The following is a 20,804-nucleotide window of genomic DNA, read 5'->3' on the forward strand; positions in this document are numbered from 1 at the left end:
GCAGGAACGAGACGATTTCCATGGTGCATGACGTGCAGAAAGTCCGCTCCTTCGAGCATCCCGGCGCCGGGCGGAAGCGGGCCAAGGCGACGCCGAAGGGCCGCCAGGTCGATCCGACCGCCGCGCACGAGATCGAACTCCTGCTCGGCGATCGCTCGCGGCAGCGCGATCTCCTGATCGAGCACCTGCATCTGATCCAGGACACATACCATCAGATATCTGCGGCGCATCTCGCGGCCCTCGCCGACGAGATGAAGCTGTCGTTTGCCGAAGTGTTCGAGACCGCAACCTTCTATGCGCATTTCGATATCGTAAAGGAAGGCGAGCCGGATATCGCGCCGCTGACCATCCGCGTCTGCGATTCGCTGACCTGCGCGATGCTGGGCGCGGAAAAACTGCTGCGTGAGTTGCAGGACAAGGCCGGCCCCGGCATTCGCGTGGTGCGCGCGCCATGTGTCGGCCGCTGCGACACGGCACCGGCCGCCGAAGTCGGTCATCACTTTGTCGATCACGCCACCGTCTCGAACGTGCTCGCGGCGGCAAAGGCCGGCGAGACCCATGCGCATCTGCCTGACTATGTCGGCTACGATGCCTATGTCGCCGGCGGCGGTTACGCGCTGCTCAATCGGCTACGTTCGGGCGCGTTGGCCAAAGAAGACCTGCTGAAGTCGCTCGACGACGCGTCCCTGCGCGGCCTCGGCGGCGCAGGTTTTCCGACCGGGCGAAAATGGCGCGCGGTGCTCGGCGAGCCCGGTCCGCGGCTGATGGCGATCAATGGCGACGAGGGCGAGCCTGGCACCTTTAAGGATCGCTTTTACCTCGAGACCGATCCGCATCGCTTCCTTGAGGGCATGCTGATCGGCGCCCATGTGGTCGAGGCGACCGACGTCTACATTTATCTGCGCGACGAATATCCGGCCTCGCGCGAAATTCTCGAGCGCGAGATCGCAAAACTGCCGCCGGGTGGTCCGGTGCTGCACATGCGCCGCGGCGCCGGCGCCTATATCTGCGGCGAGGAATCCTCGCTGCTCGAAAGCATCGAGGGCAAGCGCGGCCTGCCGCGGCACAAGCCGCCTTATCCATTCCAGGTTGGCCTGTTCGGCCTGCCGACCCTGATCAACAACATCGAGACGCTGTGGTGGGTGCGCGACATCGTCGAGAAGGGCGCCGACTGGTGGAAGGGTCACGGCCGCAACGATCGCCACGGTCTGCGCAGCTATTCGGTGTCGGGCCGCGTCAAAAATCCTGGCATGAAGCTGGCGCCCGCGGGTGTCACGGTGCGCGAACTGATCGACGAGTTCTGCGGCGGCATGGCCGATGGCCATACCTTGCATGCCTATCTGCCGGGCGGCGCGTCCGGCGGGATCCTGCCGGCGTCGATGGACAACATCCCGCTCGATTTCGGCACGCTGGAAAAATACGGCTGCTTTATCGGCTCGGCCGCGGTCGTCATCCTGTCCGAGCACGACAGCGTGCGCGGCGCGGCGCTGAACCTGATGCGCTTCTTCGAGGATGAGAGCTGCGGCCAGTGCACGCCGTGCCGGGTCGGCACCCAGAAGGCGGCGATCCTGATGGAACGTCCGGTGTGGAACCGCGAATTGCTCGATCAGTTGAGCCAGGCGATGCGCGATGCGTCGATCTGCGGGCTCGGGCAGGCGGCCTCGAATCCGCTGACGTCAGTCATTAAATATTTTCCAGAAGAATTCGTGCCGAAAGAGGCCGCGGAATGACCAAGATCAAGTTCGAACTCGACGGCAAGCAGGTCGAGGCCAACGCGGGCGAGACCATCTGGCAGGTGGCGAAACGCCAGGGCCAGGAAATTCCGCATCTGTGCTATTCGCCCGAGCCGGACTACCGGCCCGACGGCAATTGCCGCGCCTGCATGGTGGAGATCGAGGGTGAGCGCGTGCTGGCGGCGTCCTGCAAGCGTACGCCCACCGTCGGCATGAAGGTGAAATCCGAAAGCGCGCGCGCGGTCGCAGCGCAGAAGATGGTGATGGAGCTGCTGGTCGCCGACCAGCCGGCGCGCGAGACGTCGCACGATCCCGATTCCAAGTTCTGGCACTGGGCCGAGAAGGTCGAGGTCACCGAAAGCCGTTTCCCGGCCGCCGAGCGCTGGGCCGGCGATGCCAGCCATCCCGCGATGAGCGTCAATCTCGACGCCTGCATCCAGTGCGGCCTGTGCGTGCGCGCCTGCCGCGAAGTGCAGGTCAACGACGTCATCGGCATGGCTTATCGCAGCCACGGGTCGAAAATCGTGTTCGACTTCGACGACCCGATGGGTGAATCGAGCTGTGTGGCCTGCGGCGAATGCGTGCAGGCTTGCCCGACCGGCGCGCTGATGCCGTCGGTGATGCTGGACGAGAACCAGACCCGCGTGACCTACGCCGACAAGAAGGTGGATTCGCTGTGCCCGTTCTGCGGCGTCGGCTGCCAGGTCACCTACCAGGTCAAGGACGACAAGGTCATCTACGCCGAGGGCCGCGACGGCCCGGCCAACCACAACCGGCTCTGCGTCAAGGGACGTTTTGGATTTGACTACATCCATCACCCGCATCGTCTGACCAAGCCGCTGGTGCGGCTGCCGAACGCGAAGAAGGATGCCAACGACCAGGTCGATCCGGCCAATCCGTTCACGCATTTCCGTGAAGCATCATGGGAAGAGGCGCTCGATATCGCCGCCAAGGGTCTCGTGAAGATCCGCGACGAGAACGGCGTCAAGGCGCTAGCCGGTTTCGGCTCTGCCAAGGGCTCGAACGAAGAGGCCTATCTGTTCCAGAAGCTGGTGCGCACCGGCTTCGGCTCCAACAATGTCGATCACTGCACACGGCTGTGCCACGCCTCGTCGGTGGCCGCGCTATTCGAAGGCCTGAGTTCTGGCGCGGTGTCGGCCCCGTTCGCGGCGGCGATGGACGCCGAGGTCATCATCGTGATCGGAGCAAATCCGACCGTGAACCACCCGGTCGCTGCAACCTACATCAAGAACGCGGCGAAGAAGGGCGCAAAGCTCTTCGTCCTGGATCCGCGTCAGCAGGCGCTGTCACGCCACGCTACCAAGCACCTGCAGTTCAAGCCCGGCTCCGACGTCGCCATGCTAAATGCGATGATCAACACGATCATCACCGAAGGCCTGACCGACGATCAGTACATCGCGGGCTACACCGAGGGCTTTCAGGATCTGGAGGAGAAAATCAAGGAGTTCACGCCGGAGAAGATGGAGCCGATCTGCGGCATCCCGGCACAAACCTTGCGCGAGGTGGCGCGGACCTATGCGCGCGCCAAATCGTCGATCATCTTCTGGGGCATGGGCATCAGCCAGCATGTTCACGGCACCGACAATGCGCGCTGCCTGATCGCGCTCGCGCTGATCACCGGACAGGTCGGCCGTCCCGGCACCGGCCTGCATCCGCTGCGCGGCCAGAACAACGTGCAGGGCGCGTCCGACGCGGGCCTGATCCCGATGTTCCTGCCGGACTACCAGCCCGTTAGCCGCGACGACCTGCGCGGCAATTTCGAGAAGCTGTGGAGCCAGGAGCTCGATCCTGTACGCGGTCTGACCGTGGTCGAGATCATAAACGCGGTCCACGCCGGCGAGATCAAGGGCATGTACATCGAGGGAGAGAACCCCGCGATGTCCGATCCCGATCTTCAGCATGCGCGCGGAGCGCTCGCCATGCTCGATCATCTCGTGGTGCAGGACCTCTTCGTCACGGAGACGGCGTTCCATGCCGACGTCATCCTGCCGGCCTCGGCCTTTGCCGAAAAGGACGGCTCCTTCACCAACACCGACCGCCGCGTGCAGCTTGCGCGCCAGGTGATCAAGCCACCGGGCGACGCGCGCCAGGATCTCTGGATCATCCAGGAGATCGGCAAGCGCATGGGGCTGCCGTGGAATTATTCGGGGCCCGGCGACGTCTACACCGAGATGGCGCAGCTGATGCCGTCGCTCAAGAACATCAGTTGGGAGCGTCTGGTCCGTGAAGGCGCCGTCACCTATCCGGCGGATGATCCGAACAAGCCCGGCAACGAGATCATCTTCACCACGGGCTTCCCGACCGAAAGCGGTCGCGGCAAGATCGTGCCGGCCAAGGTCATTCCGCCGGACGAACTGCCGGACCATGAATATCCAATGGTGTTGTCGACCGGCCGCGTGCTCGAACATTGGCACACCGGTTCGATGACCCGGCGTTCCCAGGTGCTCGACCAGATCGAGCCGGAAGCTGTCGCGTTCATGTCGCCGAAGGACATGCGGCGCCTGAGTGTGTGGCCCGGCGATTTCATCAAGCTGGAAACCCGCCGCGGCGCGGTCGAGGTCAAGGTGCGCTCCGATCGCGACGTGCCTGAAAATATGGTGTTCATGCCGTTCTGCTACGCCGAGGCGGCGGCGAACCTGTTGACCAACCCGGCGCTGGATCCGTTCGGCAAGATTCCGGAATTCAAGTTCTGCGCGGTGCGCGCGGAAAAGGTCGAGCTTCGGACAGCAGCGGAATAGGTTCGAACGGCGTTTGCGGCTGCTCAGTTGGGGCCGTTCGCAGCCGCGGCCTGCTGCAAGGACTTGTGTTGCGCGACGATCCCTTCCAGTCGCGCAATATTCTCCAGCAGGCGCTGGCTGGTCAGGACCAGGAAGTAATAGCCGAACTGCGGGTTCTGAAAGTAGATCTCGAGCAGCTTGTCATAACTGATGGTCAGTACATGACCATCCTCGATGCATTCGATCGTCGCCGTGCGCCGGTTATCGGGCGTGAGGAAGCCAAACTCGCCCATCAGGCGTCCCGGCGGAAGTTCGACGCTGATTTCCTTGACCAGGAATTTTCCGGTGACGGTCAGCAGCATCTCATGGGCGGCATCGTCTTTTTTGAACAGAATATCGCCCTTGCGATATTTGCGTTCGGTCATGAACGGTTTGAGCCATTCCAGCGAGGTATCGCCTTTCGTTGCGCTGCGGGCCTTCTTCACCAGAACGAGCATTTGACGGAGGCGATACGCATTGATGGGGACCATCAGGAGATACAGCAGGAAGGTCGTGACGGATGCCGTGAGCGCGCCGAACAGGGCGAAGAAGGCGCAACCGATCATGTTCGCGACGCGCAGCGGCACCATGGTCTGCGTCAGCAAGGTGGCGACAAAGAAGATGGCGCCGACCAGGGCAAACATGTTGGCCAGCGTGATATTGTGGAGAAAAATTTCCAGGAGGCGATTGAACAGCGCGTCGTAGGTGATGTTGTTGGGGTCGAGGCCCAGCTGGACCAGGATTTTCGCTATCCTGAGATTATCCGCGGCCGCGTCGAGAATTCGATCAAATATTGTCACTGGTCTGCACCGCTACACTTCATTCTAGCCGCTACACACAAGAATACAGGCGGGTTGTACCGCCTCAAAGCCCCGCAGGGAAGCGTGCCAGGCGCAGGCGCTTTGTCGCAAATGATTAAAAAGCACGAAAGTCTCCGACGCGCGGTGCGGGCCGAAAAGGTCGAACTGCGTACCGCGACGGAGTGAAGAGAGACAATCGTTCAACCGCGACATGACGGTTCTCGTGCGCGTCCAGGAGGGCCGCACACAATCGAGCGCGAGCTAAAATGCCGCGCAGGCGCTATGGCTTCGCTTCAGGCACCGGAACGACAAAAACCTGGCCGGGATAGATCAGGTTGGGATTGCGGATCTGTTCCCGGTTCGCCTTGTAAATAACGGCGTAGCGCGTGCCCGCTCCGTAGGAGAGGCGGCTGATGCGCCAGAGGCTGTCGCCGCGCGAGACGGTGGTGGTGGCGATCTTGGGCACGACCACGGTGGAGCGCGAGCCGCTCTCCGGCAGCGAGCCCTTGTCCGGAAGGACAACGGCTCCGGCAGCCGCCAGCTGCGGCTGCTGTGGTGCGGCCACGTCCGGCCGCTTGGTCGCGGTGGCCGGCACGGAGGCGGTGACAACAGTGTCGGGAACGTTGAACGGCACCTCGGCGCGGGCGCGCACCGCGCCGGAATTCGGCTCCACCTCGTCCAGCCTGACGCGGTAGTTGCCGGATGCGACCCCTTCATTGATCGTGATCGCAAAACGTCCTTCCGCGCCGGCCGTTACCGACGCAACGAAGCTGTCGTTGAGATAAAGCTTCACCGCAGCGCCGGGGCGGGCGCGCCCGCTGACATGGAGCTTGCCGCCCGGCTCGATCTCGACCGTCTCCGCAACCACGGCGCCGGCCATCGGCTTTGGCGGGGCTGGCTGCGACAGTACGACAGTGGGTTTGTCCGGCGCCATCAGCGCCACGACCGGCCGGTCGGTCGATCTCGGTTCGAGCGCCACCGTCACGCTCTGTTTGGAGGAGGTCTGCTTGCCGTCCGGCCCCCCGGCGCGCAGCGTCAGGTCATACGTTCCTGAGGGGAGGCGGGGCGGAACCATGACGAATTGTCCGGACTGATCCGCTACCACGCGGTCGTGCATCTCGCCGTTGCGCAGCAGTTCCACCGCGGCGCCCGGCGCAGCCCGGCCCGCGATCACTGCTTCGCCCGTCGGCTCGATGCGGGCAACGTCGAACGCCGGCACGCTGTCCGGCGGTGGGGCCGATTCGCCCAGCGTCGCCGTCACGGCGGTTGCTTCCGCCTGGGCCGCTGCGAGCGCCGCCACGCCCTGAGCTGGTGCGCCCGATGCCGGCTTTGAGACCGCCGCCGCGGCGATTGCGGTCCTGGTGTCGATCGGCGGCGCGCGGTGGACGTAATAGTTGGCGTAGACAAGCGCCACGCTACCGGCCGCAACCATGAACGGCACGACCATTCGACTCATCGATGTGGCAATCATGATGCGCGTCCATCCCGCCGGATCGCCGGCTCGTCGGCACTCTATCGCGTCTTGAGCAAGCTGGGTACTGCTTTACGGCTGGAAAATCGCGGTCATCGGCTGGTCAGCCTACAGCCATCCGGCACGCCGGAAGCGCCAGAACAGGCCCGCGCACACGATCAGGATGGTGCCGACGACGGCGAAATAGCCATACTCCCACTCCAGTTCCGGCATGTGCTTGAAGTTCATGCCGTAGATGCCGGCGATCGCGGTCGGGACCGCGATGATGGCAAGCCATGACGCCAGTTTCTTGGAGACCGCGGTCTCCTGGGCCTGGCCGACCAGAAGGCTGGCCTCGAAGGCAAAAGCGAGCACCTCGCGGAGCGAGTCGATCTGTTCCTGAACCGTGCGGACGTGGTCGGTGACGTCGCGGAACAGCGGCTGCATGGTGGGCCGGATCATCGGCAGATTGTCATGTTCCAGCCGGCGGCAGACCTCCACCAGGGGTCCCACCGCGTTCCGCAACCGCAACAGATCGCGCCGCAACAAATAGAGCCGCTCGATCTGCGCCCGCGTCATCGCGCTCGCCAGCACCTGCTCCTCCATCGCTTCGACCTCTTCCTGGATGGTCTCGAGCACCGGCGAGTAATTATCGACGATGAAGTCGAGGATGGCATAGAGGATATAATCTTCGCCGCGGGCCAGCGCCCGCGGGCAGCTCTCGCAGCGCGCACGCACCGGTGCATAGGACGTCGAGGCGCCGTGGCGAACGGAGACAAGATAGCCTTCGCCCACGAACAGGTGGGTTTCGCCGAATGCGATGCTGTCGCCGACCAGTTGCGCGGTGCGCGCTACGATGAACAGGCCCTCGCCATATTGTTCGATCTTCGGCCGCTGGTGGGCGTGGTCGGCATCCTCGATGGCGAGGTCGTGCAGCTGGAACTGCTGCTGCACGCTGGTCAGGATCGTCATGTCCGGTTCGTGCAATCCGATCCAGACCACATGGCCGGGCTTGCTGCGCCAGCTCGAGGCCTCCTCGATGGCGATGTTGGCGACACGCCGGCCGTCGACATAGGCCCCGGCCGCGACGACACCTTCCGAAGTGACGGGATCGTTCGTCATGTCCGCTGGCGGAGCTATGTTCATGGTTTCCATCCCTCGATGATCGCAGCCGAAGCGTGCGCCGATGCCGTGTTCCCGGCAAGGCCGGCACCGGGGAATTTTGTGGTCAAATGTGTGATCGGCCACCTGCATCGCGATCGTCAAAGTCGGGTGACAGCTCGGGTGTTAGCCGAAATTGTCGCTGAGGAGCGGCTCATAGATCGCACCGGAATCGCTGCGCACGGCCGGGACGCTGGGCCGGCGCAACGGCGCGCTGCTGCGCTGGGCCTCGACGAATGCGCTGAGGATCGCCAGCGCCAGATCGGCGTGCCGGCCCTCGGCCGATCGATCGAGCCAGTCCGGCAATTCGCGTTCGCGCGACAATGCGCAATGCCACTCGCCTTCGTCGTAGGCGATGCGACGGAGCTGCCATTGCGGCAGTTCGAGATCGACCAGGGCGAGGGCCGCATCGGTCCATGCGCCCGACTGGATCAGCCGCTCGATGCGGGCGGTCTTGCTGCTCTGGTTCGCGGACGGAAAGCGACGGCAGGTCTGATCGATGATGTCGGACAGGAATTCGGCGGTCACGGCATAGGCATTGCGAAGCCGATCGCCGGGTTCAGCGGGGGGCTGGGATTCTGAAAGTAACGACATGGCGTGATCTCACTCGTGGCGCGGCTGGCATCGCCGCCGTGAGCCCAAGGTGGTCAAAACGCCATTTGAAAACGAGATGAGGCGGGGGGCGGAGAAATAGGGATTTCATAAGCGTGAGTGGAATGACGCTGACACGCTCTCTCCCCACGTCGTCCCGGCGAACGCCGGGACCCATATGCCGTGGCCCGAATTTGGCGGAAGGTGGTGGTGATCTCCCTTCACCGATAGCACAACGCGGTGTGGGTCCCCGCGTTCGCGGGGACGACCCGGGGATGGTGTAGCCCCGACCACGGGCACTTATGAGATTCCTATAACGTCGCCATTGCCCCCATCTCGAAAACCTATGCGCAAGGTGGCACTTCACCGCCAATCAACGCGAGGCCGCTTGTTTGGCCGCGGTTCACGTCGCACAGGAACATCCCATGCTGGACATCGTCATGCTGGCGCTAGGCGCAGGCTTCTTCCTGGCGGGCATCGGCTACGCCTATGCCTGCGAACGGTTGTGAGGGTAAGGCCATGATATCAGATTATTCGCTCGCCGGCGCCGTCGCGCTGGGCCTCTTGTTCTACCTGACCTACGCGCTGCTGCGGCCCGAACGCTTCTGAGCCGCCATGATCACGCTGGTCCAGGTCGTGCTGGCGTTTGTCGTCACCTCGGCACTGCTGATCGTGCTCATTCGTCTGCTGCTGCCCGCAAAGAAATCCTGAAGGGTTTTCGACCATGACCGTCATTGGCTGGATTCAAATTCTGCTGTACTGCGCCATCGTGGCCGCACTGGTCAAACCACTCGGCTGGTACATGACCCGCGTCTTCAACGGCGAGTCCACGTTTCTATCGCCCGTGCTGCGTCCGGTCGAGCGCGGGCTTTACTGGATCGGCGGCGTCGATGAAAAGCGCGAGCAGCACTGGCTGACCTATACGGTCGCGATGCTGCTGTTCCATGTCGGCGGCTTCCTCGTCATTTATGGGTTGATGCGGTTGCAGCCGCTGTTGCCGTTCAACCCGCAGCAGCAATCCGCGGTCGCGGCGGATCTGTCCTTCAATACCGCGATCTCCTTCATCACCAACACCAACTGGCAAAACTACGGCGGCGAAAGCACGCTGTCCTATCTGGTGCAGATGCTGGGACTGACGCACCAGAACTTCCTGTCGTCGGCGACCGGTATCGCGCTCGCGGTGGCAATGATCCGCGGCTTCTCGCGCTCGTCGATGCGCACCATCGGTAATTTCTGGGTCGATGTGGTCAGGTGCACCCTTTACGTGCTGCTGCCGATCTGCGTGGTCTACACGCTGTTCCTGGTCTGGCAGGGCATGCCGCAGACGCTCGGCGCCTATGTCGACGCCACGACGCTGGAGGGCGCCAGGCAGACGATTGCGGTCGGGCCGGTCGCCTCGCAGGTCGCGATCAAGATGCTGGGCACCAATGGCGGCGGTTTCTTCAACGCCAATGCCGCGCATCCCTTCGAGAACCCGACGGCGCTGTCGAACTTCGTGCAGATGATCTCGATCTTCGCGCTCGGCGCCGCGCTCACCAATGTGTTCGGCCGCATGGTCGGCGACCAGCGCCAGGGCTTTGCGATCCTGGGTGTCATGGGCGTGCTGTTCCTGTCGGGCGTCGCTGTCACCTACTGGGCCGAAGCCCACGGTACGTCGTCGCTGAGTGCGCTCGGCCTGTCCGGCGGCAACATGGAAGGCAAGGAAGTCCGTTTCGGCATTGTGGCCTCCAGCCTGTTCGCGGTCATCACCACGGCGGCGTCCTGCGGCGCGGTCAACGCCATGCATGACAGTTTTACCGCGCTTGGTGGCATGATTCCGCTGATCAACATGCAGCTTGGCGAGATCATCATCGGCGGCGTCGGCGCCGGCCTCTACGGCATGCTGCTGTTCGTGGTGCTGGCGATCTTCGTCGCCGGCCTGATGGTCGGCCGTACGCCGGAATATGTCGGCAAGAAGATCGAGGCGCGCGAGGTCAAGATGGCGATGCTCGCCATTCTGGTGCTGCCCTTGTTGTATCTCGGCTGGACCGCGGTCGCCGTCGTATTCCCGCCGGCGGTAGCGTCGATGGCCAATGCCGGGCCGCACGGCTTTACCGAAGTGCTCTACGCCTTCACCTCGGCAACCGGCAACAACGGCTCGGCTTTCGCCGGCCTGACCGGCAACACCCTGTTCTACAACCTGACGCTGGCCAGCTCGATGTTCGTCGGCCGCTTCTTCATGATCGTGCCGGCGATGGCGCTGGCCGGCTCGCTCGCCGCCAAGAAGTCGATCCCGCCGTCGGCCGGCACGTTGCCGACCCATGGCGGCCTGTTCGTCGGCCTCGTCGTCGGCGTGATCCTGATCATCGGCGGCCTGACGTTCTTCCCGGCGCTGGCGCTCGGGCCGATCGTCGAGCACCTCGCCATGAACGCCAACAACCTGTTCTGATCGATCCCTCTTCGGAGAACGTCAATGGAAGCCATGAAATTGCAGAAAAAGGTAACGGCCTCGGCGATGCTCGACCCGAAGATTTTGGTCCCGGCGATCAAATCGGCATTCGTCAAGCTCGACCCGCGGCTGATGATGAAGAACCCCGTGATGTTCGTGGTCGAGGTGGTGGCGGCGCTGACATCGGTGATCTTCGTCCGCGATCTCGCTACCGGCGGCGCAGGCCTCGGATTCACCTTCCAGATCATCCTGTGGCTGTGGTTCACAGTACTGTTCGCCAATTTCGCCGAAGCGGTGGCGGAAGGCCGCGGCAAGGCGCAGGCCGAATCGTTGAAGAAGACCCGCACCGAAAGCCAAGCCAAGCTGCTGACCGGCTCGGACAAGACGTTTCGTCTCGTGCCCGGCACCGCGCTAAAGATCGGCGATATCGTTCTGGTCGAGGCCGGTGACAACATCCCGTCCGACGGTGAAGTGGTGGAGGGCGTCGCCTCGGTCAATGAAGCCGCCATTACGGGTGAGTCCGCGCCCGTGATCCGCGAATCCGGCGGCGACCGTTCGGCGGTGACCGGCGGCACCCAGGTGCTGTCGGACTGGATCCGCGTCCGCATCACCGCGGCGCAGGGATCGACCTTCATCGACCGCATGATCAAGCTGGTGGAGGGCGCCGAGCGGCAGAAGACGCCGAACGAGATCGCGCTCAACATCCTGCTTGCCGGCCTCACCATCATCTTCGTGTTCGCGACCGTGACGATCCCGAGCTACGCCGCCTACGCCGGCGGCTCGATTTCCGTGGTGGTGCTGGTGGCGCTGTTCGTGACGCTGATCCCGACCACCATCGGCGCGCTGTTGTCCGCGATCGGGATCGCCGGCATGGACCGGCTGGTGCGCTTCAACGTGCTGGCGATGTCCGGCCGCGCGGTGGAGGCCGCCGGCGACGTCGATACGCTGCTGCTCGACAAGACCGGCACCATCACGCTCGGCAACCGCCAGGCGACGGTGTTTCGCCCGGTCCGCGGCGTGACCGAGCAGGAACTGGCGGACGCCGCGCAGCTGGCTTCGCTCGCCGACGAGACCCCGGAGGGCCGTTCGATCGTGGTATTGGCCAAGGAGAAGTATGGTATCCGCGGCCGCGACATGAAGGAGCTGGCGGCGACATTCGTGCCGTTCACCGCGCAAACCCGCATGAGCGGCATCGATGCGGGCAGCTCATCCGTTCGCAAGGGCGCGGTAGACGCGATCCTCAATTACATCGGCGGCGGCACCGCGCAGACCATGGCGAGCGGCAACGCCGTCCGCGCCATCCAGCCTTCGGTCGGAACGGATGCGGCCCGCGAACTCCAGGCCATCGCCGACGAGGTCGCCAAGGAAGGCGGCACGCCGCTCGCGGTGGCCAGGGATGGCCGCCTGCTCGGCGTCATTCACCTCAAGGACATCGTCAAGGGCGGCATCCGCGAACGCTTTGCCGAACTGCGCCGCATGGGCATCCGCACCGTGATGATCACCGGCGACAATCCGATGACCGCGGCCGCGATTGCGGCCGAAGCCGGCGTCGATGATTTTCTCGCCCAAGCCACGCCCGAGGACAAGCTGAAGCTGATCCGCGACGAACAGGCCAAGGGCAAGCTGGTCGCGATGTGCGGCGACGGCACCAACGACGCGCCCGCGCTCGCGCAGGCCGACGTCGGCGTCGCCATGAACACCGGCACCCAGGCCGCCCGCGAGGCCGGCAACATGGTCGACCTCGATTCCAACCCGACCAAGCTGATCGAGGTGGTCGAGATCGGCAAGCAGCTGTTGATGACCCGCGGTGCGCTGACCACGTTCTCGATCGCGAACGACGTCGCGAAGTATTTCGCCATCATCCCTGCGATGTTCCTCGCGTTCTATCCGCAACTTCAGGTGCTTAACATCATGCATCTGGCGAGCCCGCAAAGCGCGATCCTGTCGGCGATCATCTTCAACGCACTGATCATCATCGCGCTGATTCCCCTGGCGCTGAGGGGCGTACCCTATCGCGCCGTCGGGGCAGGCGCGCTGCTGCGCCGTAACCTGCTGATCTACGGCCTCGGCGGCATCATCATTCCCTTCATCGGCATCAAGTTCATCGATCTCGTCGTCGTTGCCTTGAACCTGGCTTAACCCTCAACCGTCATTCCGGGGCGCCCGCAGCGTGAACCCGGAATCTCGAGATTCTCAGATGTGCAATTGCACATCATAGTTCGATGCTTCGCTTCGCTCGCAATGACGGAAGAAACTAGGAGACACATCATGCTTCGCGAAATTCGCCCCGCCATCATCCTGCTGCTGTTGCTGGCGGCGATTACCGGTCTGGCCTATCCGCTCGCGATGACCGCGATTGCCGGCGTGATCTTTCCGAAGCAGGCGCAAGGCAGCCTGATCGAGAGAGACGGCAAGGTGATCGGCTCCGCCCTGATCGGGCAGCAGTTCAAGGACGACAAATATTTCCACGGCCGGCCCTCGGCGACCTCGGCGCCGGATCCGGCCGATTCCACCAAGACGGTATCGGCGCCCTATAACGCTGCGAACTCCGGCGGCTCCAATCTCGGGCCGACCAGCAAGGCGCTGAACGACCGGGTCAAGGAAGACGTCGAGAAGCTGAAAGCTGAAAATCCCGACGCCGCCGTCCCGGTCGATCTCGTCACCACCTCTGCCAGCGGCCTCGATCCCGATATTTCGCCCGAGGCGGCGCTATTCCAGGTGCCGCGCGTGGCTAGGGCCCGCAAGATGCCCGAGGATCGTGTTCGCGAGCTCGTCAGCGAGAACACCAGGGGCCGTTTTGCCGGGTTCCTTGGCGAACCGCGGGTCAACGTCCTGGCGCTCAATCTGGCGCTGGACGCGGCTTCCAAATAACCCCTTGGCTAGGCTCATTCGAAAGCGGCAACTATAATGGCTTATGGCAAATCGCGACCCTGAACAGCGGCCCTCGCCGGATGCGCTACTGGAGGCCGCCCGGCGGGAAAATGACAAGGCCGGCCGGCTCAAGATCTTCGTCGGCGCCGCCCCCGGCGTCGGCAAGACCTATGAGATGCTGCAGAGCGCGCAGGCCAGGAGAAAGGCCGGCGTCGATGTCGTCGTCGGCGTGGTCGAGACTCATGGCCGGGTGGAGACCGAGGCGCTGCTGCACGGCCTGGAAGTCATTCCGCGCAAGAAGCTGGAATACAGGGAGCAGATCCTCGAAGAGATGGATCTCGACGCGCTGATCGCGCGGCGTCCAGCGATCGCGCTGGTCGATGAGCTCGCCCACACCAATGCGCCCGGCAGCCGCCACCCCAAGCGCTATCTCGACGTCGAGGAGTTGCTGTCCCACGGCATCGACGTCTATACGGCGGTCAACATCCAGCACATCGAAAGCCTCAACGACGTGGTCGCCCAGATCACGCATGTTCGGGTGCGCGAGACCGTGCCGGACAAGGTGTTCGACCTCGCCGACGCCATCGAGCTGATCGATCTGACGCCCGATGACCTGATCCAGCGGCTGAAGGAAGGCAAGGTCTACGTCCCGAAGCAGGCCGAGCGTGCGCTCGAGCATTATTTCTCGCCGGGCAATCTGACCGCGCTGCGCGAACTGGCGCTGCGGCGCACCGCCGAACGGGTCGACGAGCAGTTGCTGACGCACATGCAGGCCAATGCGATCGCCGGGCCGTGGGCCGCAGGCGAGCGCATTCTGGTTTGCATCAGTGAGGATCCGCGGTCGGCGGGGCTGGTTCGTTACACCAAGCGGCTGGCGGACCGGCTGCATGCCCCCTGGACCGCCATCAGCATCGAGACCCGGCGCAGCCTGCAACTGACCGACGAGCAGCGCGATCGGTTGGCCGACACGCTACGGTTGGCCGAGTCGCTGGGAGGCGAGGCCATCACTATTCCCGGCGTCGGGCGCCGCATTGCCGATGACGTGATCCAGTTTGCGCAAGCCAACAACGTGACCCAGATCATCATCGGCAAGTCGACGCGTTCGCTGTGGTTCGAACTGACGCGAGGCTCGGTGGTGCATGATCTGGTGCGGCGCGCCGGCAATATCACCGTCAACGTCATCGCCGGCGAGGAACTGGCAGCCGAGCCCGTTCCGAAAAAGACGGTGCGCGCCGCAGAGCGATCCGAACCATTCGATCCCAAGCCGTATCTGATGGCGCTGCTGGTGGTGGCCGCCGGCCTCGGCATCGCCGTCATGATCCATCCATGGTTCGGGATCGAGAACGTCGATCTGGTGTTCCTCACCGCCGTGGTCGGCGTGGCCGTCCGTTATGGCCTGTTGCCGTCGTTGCTGGCCAGCGTCGCCGCGTCGCTGTGCTACAATTTCTTCTTCCTGCCGCCGGTTTACACGTTCACGATCACCGAGCCGACCAACGTCGCGGCGTTCTTCTTCTTCATGCTGATCGCGTTCCTGGTTTCCAACGTTGCCGCGCGTGTCCGTACACAGGCGGACACCGCGATCGGCCGGGTCCGGACCACCGAGTCGCTCTACGCGTTCAGCCGCAAGCTGGCGGGCACCGCGACCCTCGACGACGTGTTGTGGGCGACCGCCTATCAGACGGCGTTGATGCTGAGGGTGCGTGTCGTGCTGCTGTTGCCGGAAGACGGCGTCCTGACCGTGAAGGCCGGCTATCCGCCGGAGGACCAGCTCGACAAGGCCGATCTGGCGGCCGCGAACTGGGCGTGGAGCAACGACCGTGCGGCCGGGCGCGGCTCCGACACGTTGCCGGGCGCCAAGCGGCTGTTCCTGCCGATGCGAACCGGACGCGGCCCGATCGGCGTCACCGGTATCGACGACGACCGGTCCGGTCCGCTGCTCACCCCGGATCAGCGCCGGTTGCTTGACGCCTTGATGGACCAGGGTGCGCTCGCGATCGAACGGGTGCTGCTGGTCGAGGACATGGACCGCGTCAAGCGCACGGTCGAGCAGGACCGGCTGCGTGGGGCGTTGCTGACCTCGATCTCGCATGACCTGAAGACGCCGCTGGCCTCGGTGCTGGGCGCCGCCAGCACCATGCGCGATCTCGACAGCGGCCTGACGGACGCGCAAAAGCGCGACCTGCTCGCGACCGTGATCGACGAATCCGAGCGGCTCAATCGCTTCATCGCCAATCTGCTCGACATGACCAAGCTGGAATCCGGCGCCATCGTGCCCAACACCGCGCCGCACGATGTCAGCGAGATTGTCGGCAGCGCGCTGCGGCGCGCCGGCAAGATCCTCGTGCACCACAAGGTTTCGCTTGAGCTGGCCGCCGACCTGCCGATGCTGGAACTCGACGCCGTATTGTTCGAGCAGGTGCTGTTCAATCTGCTGGACAACGCCGCGAAGTATGCGCCGGCCGGCACTACGATCGCGATACGGGGCACGCGGGATCGGGGCCAGGTGACGCTGCAGGTCATGGACGAAGGCAACGGCATTCCGCCGGCGGAGCTGGACAGCGTGTTCGACAAGTTCTACCGCGTCAGCAAGGGCGATCACGTTCGCCCCGGCACTGGCCTGGGCCTCGCGATTTCCCGCGGCTTCGTCGAGGCCATGCATGGCACGATTTCGGCAGCCAACCGCACCGACCGCAGCGGCGCGGTATTGACCATCCGGCTGCCGATCCCGGAAGCATCCAATGCACTGGATACCGCCGCATGAACGCTGCGCCGATCAAAGTCCTGGTCATCGATGACGAGCCGCCGATCCGCAAATTGCTGCGGCTGGGCCTGAGCACGCAGGGCTACGATATCCTCGAAGCTTCCAACGGCAAGATCGCGCTGGAAATGCTGGCCGAGGGACCAGCGCTGATCATCCTCGATCTCGGCCTGCCAGATATCCAGGGCCATGAATTGCTGCGCATGATCCGTGGCCGAAACGAGAGTGTCCCGATCGTCGTGCTGTCGAGCCGCGGCGACGAGGCCGGCAAGGTGCAAGCGCTCGATCTTGGCGCTGATGACTATCTGACCAAGCCGTTCGGGATGGATGAATTGCTGGCGCGTCTGCGCGCCGCGCTTCGCCATCAGTTGCAGGTGCAGGGCGAGCGTCCGGTGTTTCGCGCCGGCGATCTTTCGGTCGATCTGGTGCGCCGCATCGTCAAGGTCGGCGAGCGCGAGGTGAAGCTGTCGCCGAAGGAATACGAGTTGCTGCGCGTTCTGGTGCAGCATGCCGGAAAGGTGCTGACCCATCGTTTTCTGTTGAAGGAACTGTGGGACGAACTGACCGACGCGCAATATTTGCGCGTCTATGTGCGTCAGCTCCGGCAGAAGATCGAAGCCGATCCGGAGCGCCCGCAATTCGTGCTGACCGAGACCGGGATCGGCTATCGGCTGCGCGCGCCGGATTAGAGCGCACATCGCGGAACTTTCCCAAATCGCATGGATTAATTTCCCGGCAACCGGGAGGTCATACATGGCACGAAGATACTCGAAGAAAGCGTCCGCCGACGTCGCGGGCGCCATGAAGAAGCGCAAGGCCGGCACTTTGAAGAGCGGCCGTTCCGGCCGAAAGGTGAAGAGCAGGAAGCAGGCGATCGCGATCGGACTTTCCGAGGCGCGCGCCAAGGGCAAGAAGGTGCCGAAGAAGGCGAAGAAATCAGCCAAGAAATCCGCCAAGAAGCGCAAGACGGCGAAGAAGCGGAAGGCGAAGAAGTAAGGGCCCTTAACGCCGTCATTGCCTGCGACAAACGCGTAGCGTTTGCGCAAGGGAGCAAGCGACGAAGCAATCCATTCTTTCTTGCTGTAGCGCGATGGATTGCTTCGCTTCGCTCGCAATGACGGATAGATAGGGACTCACCCCGCTTTGCGCGTCCGCGCGGCCGACCGGTGCGCCTTCCTGGCGGCGCGCCGTTGTGGTGCCCGGCGCGACGCCGGCGCGCCGGCCCGGCGCCTGGTGGCTGCCTTGCCTTTCAGGCTCTGCTTCAGCGCATCCATCAGGTTGATGACGTTATCCGCCTTCTCCTCGCGCTCCACGGTCTTCAATGGTTTGCCCGAGGCCTTGCGCCGGACCAGCGCCTTCAATGCGTTTTCGTATTCGTCCTTGAACTTGGAGGGGTCGAAATGTGCCGCCTTGGTTTCGAGAATATGGCTGGCCAGTTCGATCATGTCTTTCGATATCCTGGGGCTCTTGATGTCATCGAAATAGGCGTCCTCGTCGCGCAGCTCGTAGGGGTAGCGCAATGTGGTGCCGAGCAGGCCCTTGCCGAGCGGCTCGATCGCGATGACGTGCTCGCGGTTGGTCAATACGATCCGCGCCAGTGCGGCGCGGTCCTGGTCCTTCATGGCGTCGCGGATCACGGCAAAGGCGTCGATCGCGGCCTTGCCGTCCGGCACGATGTAATAGGGGTTGTTGAGATAGCGCTTGTCGATCTCGTCGCGGGGCACGAAGCTGTCGATGTCGATGGTGTGGTTGCTCTCGATCTGAACCGCCTCCAGCTCTTCTTTCTCGACCTCGACATACTCGCCCTTTCTCAGCTCGTAGCCGCGGCCCTTCTGGTCGCTTTCGACAACGTCGCCGGTCTCGGCATCCACCATCTGCTGTTTCAGCCGGTTGCCGGTCTCCCTGTTGATCATGTGGAAGCGGGTTTTCTCGGCCGAGGTCGAGGCCGGGTACAGCGCGACCGGGCACGACACGAGCGACAGCTTGAGCGAGCCTTTCCAATAGGCGCGAGGGGCCATGACAAATCTCCGGCAGGCATTTTTGGTTTCGGAACTTCAACGGCTACCATGGGTTTTGGTTCCTGTTGCGGCCGCTACGCCGTCATTCCCCGATGCGCAATTGCACATCATAGCTCTCGCTTCGCGAGCCCTCAGCTGCGCAATTGCGCATCGGAGAATGACAGCTTGATTTAAGCGCCGTTCTCTCCCCGTCATTGCGAGCCAACGGGTCGCGCGAATGCGCGCCCGATGACAGGCTCCGCGAAGCAATCCATATCGGTCCTTGCCGAGGCATGGATTGCTTCGCTTGGCTCGCAATGACGATGTGGAGAGGCAGGTGCAACAAAACAACCCGACGGGCAGATCACTTCGGTTTTATGGAAATCGTGTCAAGCCCTGAAATAAAAAATATTTCGCTTTTCCGAAATCCAAATCAGTGGCACATACTCGCCATCCCGTCCTACTCAGAAGGGCGTCGGCCGTGGTCACGGACGTTGGACGGGGGTGCGGTGGACGCGACGGTGCCCTTGACCAAAGGCGCCGAAGCGTACGGCGAAGACGAGTGGTCCTGACGTCGCGGTGCTGGCGTCAATGCATCTGGAGGCAATAGTTTTCGGGGCGCAACGGAGGCAAAAGAGCCGTTCTCCGGGGAGAGCTCGTTATAAGCCGTAAAGCCATTGCGCAGGGAAGGCCGGGTGTTCTCCGCTGCCCTGTATGCTCGTGTGCAGCTTTCTATCTACAAACCGCACACGGGACCGCGGGTGCAGCGCGCACCCGGTCTTCCCTGCGCCCTCTTATGAGAGGGCGGGAAGTTTCCAGCAAACCTCGGGCGCGATGCGTCGCGAGATCGTGAAGCTGTATTCAGTCATTGCGAGCGAAGCGAAGCAATCCATTCTTCCTACGGGGAGGTATGGATTGCTTCGCTGCGCTCGCAATGACGTGGATGGGCCGCGGCGTACTGGGTCCCCGCCTGCGCGTATAGGCGCTAAGATAGTCGGAGCATAGTTTGATACCGGCGTTTTCTCCTTGGCGGCTCGCGAAGATGGCGTTGGAGAGCGGCGATTGATCGGCGCAGACAGCCTATATCGGGCTGTGGGATCACGGCTTGGAGCAGCGAGGCGACGAGATGCTGGAGCAATCATCAGGCTCCAGGCGTTGTCAGGCGGCTTCTGCCAAGCGGGAGAGGCCTCAAGTTCGTCGATGAGCGGCTCAAGCAGTAGAATAGTCAGCAAATGGGCCAGAACATGAGGTCTGGCGGAGCGTTCGTCGGTTCCGGGTGGTCCCTTCAGTCCGATCAAGCTCTTCAACCGCTTGAACCCGGTTCGATCCGCCATCGCAGACGATAGAGGGCAAGAACATCCGCAGTTGCGAAGTCCTTCTGCTTGAGTGAGGTTACCAAGATCACCCAATCTGCAGCGTCAAGCGTTTGCTTCGAGATCTGGTGGCCTCCTCGCTGTGCATCTCGGCGCGCTTTGCGTCGCGCTTCCGCTGCAGCTTGCGCCGGCTTCTTGGCCGCGACCAAACGCAGGGCAAGAGGTGCGCCGCCCTTGCGCTTTATCCAGATCAGCCGATCGATCAGGCCGCGGGCCGATGCCTTGCGCAACTCGGCGACAAGATCGAACTCATTGCCTTCGCGATCGAGCCAACGTGCGCTCTTCAACCGGCCCGGATCACGAAGTCTGCGCCGGCTGCGAGCAGCGTCGCCATGCGGTCCAGTTGCAAATAGGCGCGATCGGCAAGGCGGATCTCGCCCGCCACCGCCGGTATCGATCCAGCGTCTCGCCAGCCTGCTGATCGGTCAATTCGATGGCCAAACCGCTCCTGCGGAAGGTCGAACGCGCTGTGAATCCGCCACACCTCGTTCTTCTTCCTGGCGCCCGGTCCCTTCTTCGGCACCGAAGTGGCGTCGATAATACGGATCAAGCGGCCGCGGCTGGCTTGCGGGGCGGCGTTAGCAAGCGCATGACCCACCAGCATCGCGAGCCAATCTCCGCACTGACGCAAGCGATACGGCAGAGCTACATTGAAATATCGACTGCCCCACTGACGCCGCCCATGCGGCGGTCGATCGCAACCCCATTCGCCCAGACAATAGGCCAGGATCAGCCGCAGCAAATCCACCGCATTGGTGATCTCGCACGCGGTCGCTGGAACGCCTTCGTCTCCTGCGCCGTAACTCTAAGGAAATTTCTGGCAAGCTCGGGCGATCAGCGTCGCGAGAATGCAAACACATATTCA

General features: G+C 63.3%; 16 protein-coding genes. 9 read left to right on the forward strand and 7 right to left on the reverse strand.

The window, feature by feature from the left end; all coding sequences use genetic code 11:
* Positions 1-20 precede the first annotated feature (20 nt).
* The gene (locus ACSQ84_RS30920; protein WP_436215517.1) at positions 21-1,730 is read left to right on the forward strand and encodes an NADH-ubiquinone oxidoreductase-F iron-sulfur binding region domain-containing protein; all 1,710 of its coding nucleotides are present in this window, start codon (positions 21-23) and stop codon (positions 1,728-1,730) included.
* Complete coding sequence (fdhF, locus tag ACSQ84_RS30925; protein ID WP_436215518.1) at positions 1,727-4,492, forward strand: formate dehydrogenase subunit alpha; 2,766 nt, start codon at positions 1,727-1,729, stop codon at positions 4,490-4,492. Before ACSQ84_RS30920 ends, fdhF begins: the two co-directional genes overlap by 4 nt.
* Positions 4,493-4,515: 23 nt before the next feature.
* Here fdhF and ACSQ84_RS30930 read toward each other — a convergent pair whose 3' ends face one another.
* The 4 genes from ACSQ84_RS30930 to ACSQ84_RS30945 form a co-directional block, all read right to left on the reverse strand.
* The gene (locus ACSQ84_RS30930; protein ID WP_436215519.1) at positions 4,516-5,310 is read right to left on the reverse strand and encodes a Crp/Fnr family transcriptional regulator; all 795 of its coding nucleotides are present in this window, start codon (positions 5,308-5,310) and stop codon (positions 4,516-4,518) included.
* Positions 5,311-5,590: 280 nt separating this feature from the next.
* Positions 5,591-6,766, reverse strand: coding sequence for a LysM peptidoglycan-binding domain-containing protein (locus ACSQ84_RS30935; protein WP_436215520.1), 1,176 nt, complete (start codon positions 6,764-6,766; stop codon positions 5,591-5,593).
* 123 nt (positions 6,767-6,889) lie between these two features.
* Entirely contained in the window at positions 6,890-7,915 is a 1,026-nt protein-coding gene (locus ACSQ84_RS30940; RefSeq protein ID WP_436215521.1) for a magnesium and cobalt transport protein CorA, read from the reverse strand.
* Positions 7,916-8,047: 132 nt separating this feature from the next.
* Positions 8,048-8,515, reverse strand: a complete 468-nt coding sequence (locus ACSQ84_RS30945) for a hypothetical protein (RefSeq protein WP_436215522.1) — start codon at positions 8,513-8,515, stop codon at positions 8,048-8,050.
* A 516-nt stretch (positions 8,516-9,031) separates the two neighbouring features.
* Here ACSQ84_RS30945 and ACSQ84_RS30950 point away from each other — a divergent pair.
* From ACSQ84_RS30950 to ACSQ84_RS30980, 7 genes are all read left to right on the forward strand, one after another.
* Positions 9,032-9,121 (forward strand): K(+)-transporting ATPase subunit F, encoded by a 90-nt coding sequence (locus ACSQ84_RS30950; protein WP_436215523.1) that lies wholly within the window; start codon positions 9,032-9,034, stop codon positions 9,119-9,121.
* A 115-nt stretch (positions 9,122-9,236) separates the two neighbouring features.
* Positions 9,237-10,940 carry a potassium-transporting ATPase subunit KdpA gene (kdpA, locus tag ACSQ84_RS30955; RefSeq protein WP_436215524.1) on the forward strand — a complete coding sequence of 568 codons (1,704 nt, stop codon included), beginning with the start codon at positions 9,237-9,239 and terminating at the stop codon, positions 10,938-10,940.
* 24 nt (positions 10,941-10,964) lie between these two features.
* Positions 10,965-13,079 (forward strand): potassium-transporting ATPase subunit KdpB, encoded by a 2,115-nt coding sequence (gene kdpB, locus ACSQ84_RS30960; protein ID WP_436215525.1) that lies wholly within the window; start codon positions 10,965-10,967, stop codon positions 13,077-13,079.
* Positions 13,080-13,208: 129 nt separating this feature from the next.
* Complete coding sequence (locus ACSQ84_RS30965; RefSeq protein WP_436215526.1) at positions 13,209-13,811, forward strand: K(+)-transporting ATPase subunit C; 603 nt, start codon at positions 13,209-13,211, stop codon at positions 13,809-13,811.
* Positions 13,812-13,854: 43 nt separating this feature from the next.
* Positions 13,855-16,572 (forward strand): DUF4118 domain-containing protein, encoded by a 2,718-nt coding sequence (locus ACSQ84_RS30970; protein WP_436215527.1) that lies wholly within the window; start codon positions 13,855-13,857, stop codon positions 16,570-16,572.
* The gene (locus tag ACSQ84_RS30975; RefSeq protein WP_436215528.1) at positions 16,569-17,258 is read left to right on the forward strand and encodes a response regulator; all 690 of its coding nucleotides are present in this window, start codon (positions 16,569-16,571) and stop codon (positions 17,256-17,258) included. The genes ACSQ84_RS30970 and ACSQ84_RS30975 overlap by 4 nt, the downstream gene beginning before the upstream one ends.
* A 64-nt stretch (positions 17,259-17,322) precedes the next feature.
* The gene (locus ACSQ84_RS30980) at positions 17,323-17,565 is read left to right on the forward strand and encodes a DUF6496 domain-containing protein (protein WP_436215529.1); all 243 of its coding nucleotides are present in this window, start codon (positions 17,323-17,325) and stop codon (positions 17,563-17,565) included.
* A 137-nt stretch (positions 17,566-17,702) separates the two neighbouring features.
* Here the strand turns inward: ACSQ84_RS30980 and ACSQ84_RS30985 are convergent, their stop codons facing one another.
* From ACSQ84_RS30985 to ACSQ84_RS30995, 3 genes are all read right to left on the reverse strand, one after another.
* Entirely contained in the window at positions 17,703-18,587 is an 885-nt protein-coding gene (locus ACSQ84_RS30985) for a Ku protein (protein WP_436215530.1), read from the reverse strand.
* A gap of 1,282 nt (positions 18,588-19,869) precedes the next feature.
* Entirely contained in the window at positions 19,870-20,226 is a 357-nt protein-coding gene (locus ACSQ84_RS30990; RefSeq protein WP_436215531.1) for a hypothetical protein, read from the reverse strand.
* The gene (locus ACSQ84_RS30995; protein ID WP_436215532.1) at positions 20,223-20,543 is read right to left on the reverse strand and encodes a hypothetical protein; all 321 of its coding nucleotides are present in this window, start codon (positions 20,541-20,543) and stop codon (positions 20,223-20,225) included. Before ACSQ84_RS30995 ends, ACSQ84_RS30990 begins: the two co-directional genes overlap by 4 nt.
* Positions 20,544-20,804 lie beyond the last annotated feature (261 nt).

Origin of the sequence: Bradyrhizobium sp. LjRoot220 (genome assembly GCF_964252915.1) — a bacterium.
Taxonomy (GTDB): Bacteria; Pseudomonadota; Alphaproteobacteria; order Rhizobiales; family Xanthobacteraceae; genus Bradyrhizobium.

Bases quoted from the DNA above. Each gene is read 5' to 3' on its own strand.
- ACSQ84_RS30920 (WP_436215517.1), top strand. From the start codon at position 21: ATGGTGCATGACGTGCAGAAAGTCCGCTCCTTCGAGCATCCCGGCGCC.
- fdhF (WP_436215518.1), top strand. From the start codon at position 1,727: ATGACCAAGATCAAGTTCGAACTCGACGGCAAGCAGGTCGAGGCCAAC.
- ACSQ84_RS30935 (WP_436215520.1), bottom strand. From the start codon at position 6,766: ATGAGTCGAATGGTCGTGCCGTTCATGGTTGCGGCCGGTAGCGTGGCG.
- ACSQ84_RS30940 (WP_436215521.1), bottom strand. From the start codon at position 7,915: ATGGAAACCATGAACATAGCTCCGCCAGCGGACATGACGAACGATCCC.
- ACSQ84_RS30945 (WP_436215522.1), bottom strand. From the start codon at position 8,515: ATGTCGTTACTTTCAGAATCCCAGCCCCCCGCTGAACCCGGCGATCGG.
- ACSQ84_RS30950 (WP_436215523.1), top strand. From the start codon at position 9,032: ATGATATCAGATTATTCGCTCGCCGGCGCCGTCGCGCTGGGCCTCTTG.
- kdpA (WP_436215524.1), top strand. From the start codon at position 9,237: ATGACCGTCATTGGCTGGATTCAAATTCTGCTGTACTGCGCCATCGTG.
- kdpB (WP_436215525.1), top strand. From the start codon at position 10,965: ATGGAAGCCATGAAATTGCAGAAAAAGGTAACGGCCTCGGCGATGCTC.
- ACSQ84_RS30965 (WP_436215526.1), top strand. From the start codon at position 13,209: ATGCTTCGCGAAATTCGCCCCGCCATCATCCTGCTGCTGTTGCTGGCG.
- ACSQ84_RS30970 (WP_436215527.1), top strand. From the start codon at position 13,855: ATGGCAAATCGCGACCCTGAACAGCGGCCCTCGCCGGATGCGCTACTG.
- ACSQ84_RS30975 (WP_436215528.1), top strand. From the start codon at position 16,569: ATGAACGCTGCGCCGATCAAAGTCCTGGTCATCGATGACGAGCCGCCG.
- ACSQ84_RS30980 (WP_436215529.1), top strand. From the start codon at position 17,323: ATGGCACGAAGATACTCGAAGAAAGCGTCCGCCGACGTCGCGGGCGCC.
- ACSQ84_RS30985 (WP_436215530.1), bottom strand. From the start codon at position 18,587: ATGGCCCCTCGCGCCTATTGGAAAGGCTCGCTCAAGCTGTCGCTCGTG.
- ACSQ84_RS30995 (WP_436215532.1), bottom strand. From the start codon at position 20,543: ATGCTGGTGGGTCATGCGCTTGCTAACGCCGCCCCGCAAGCCAGCCGC.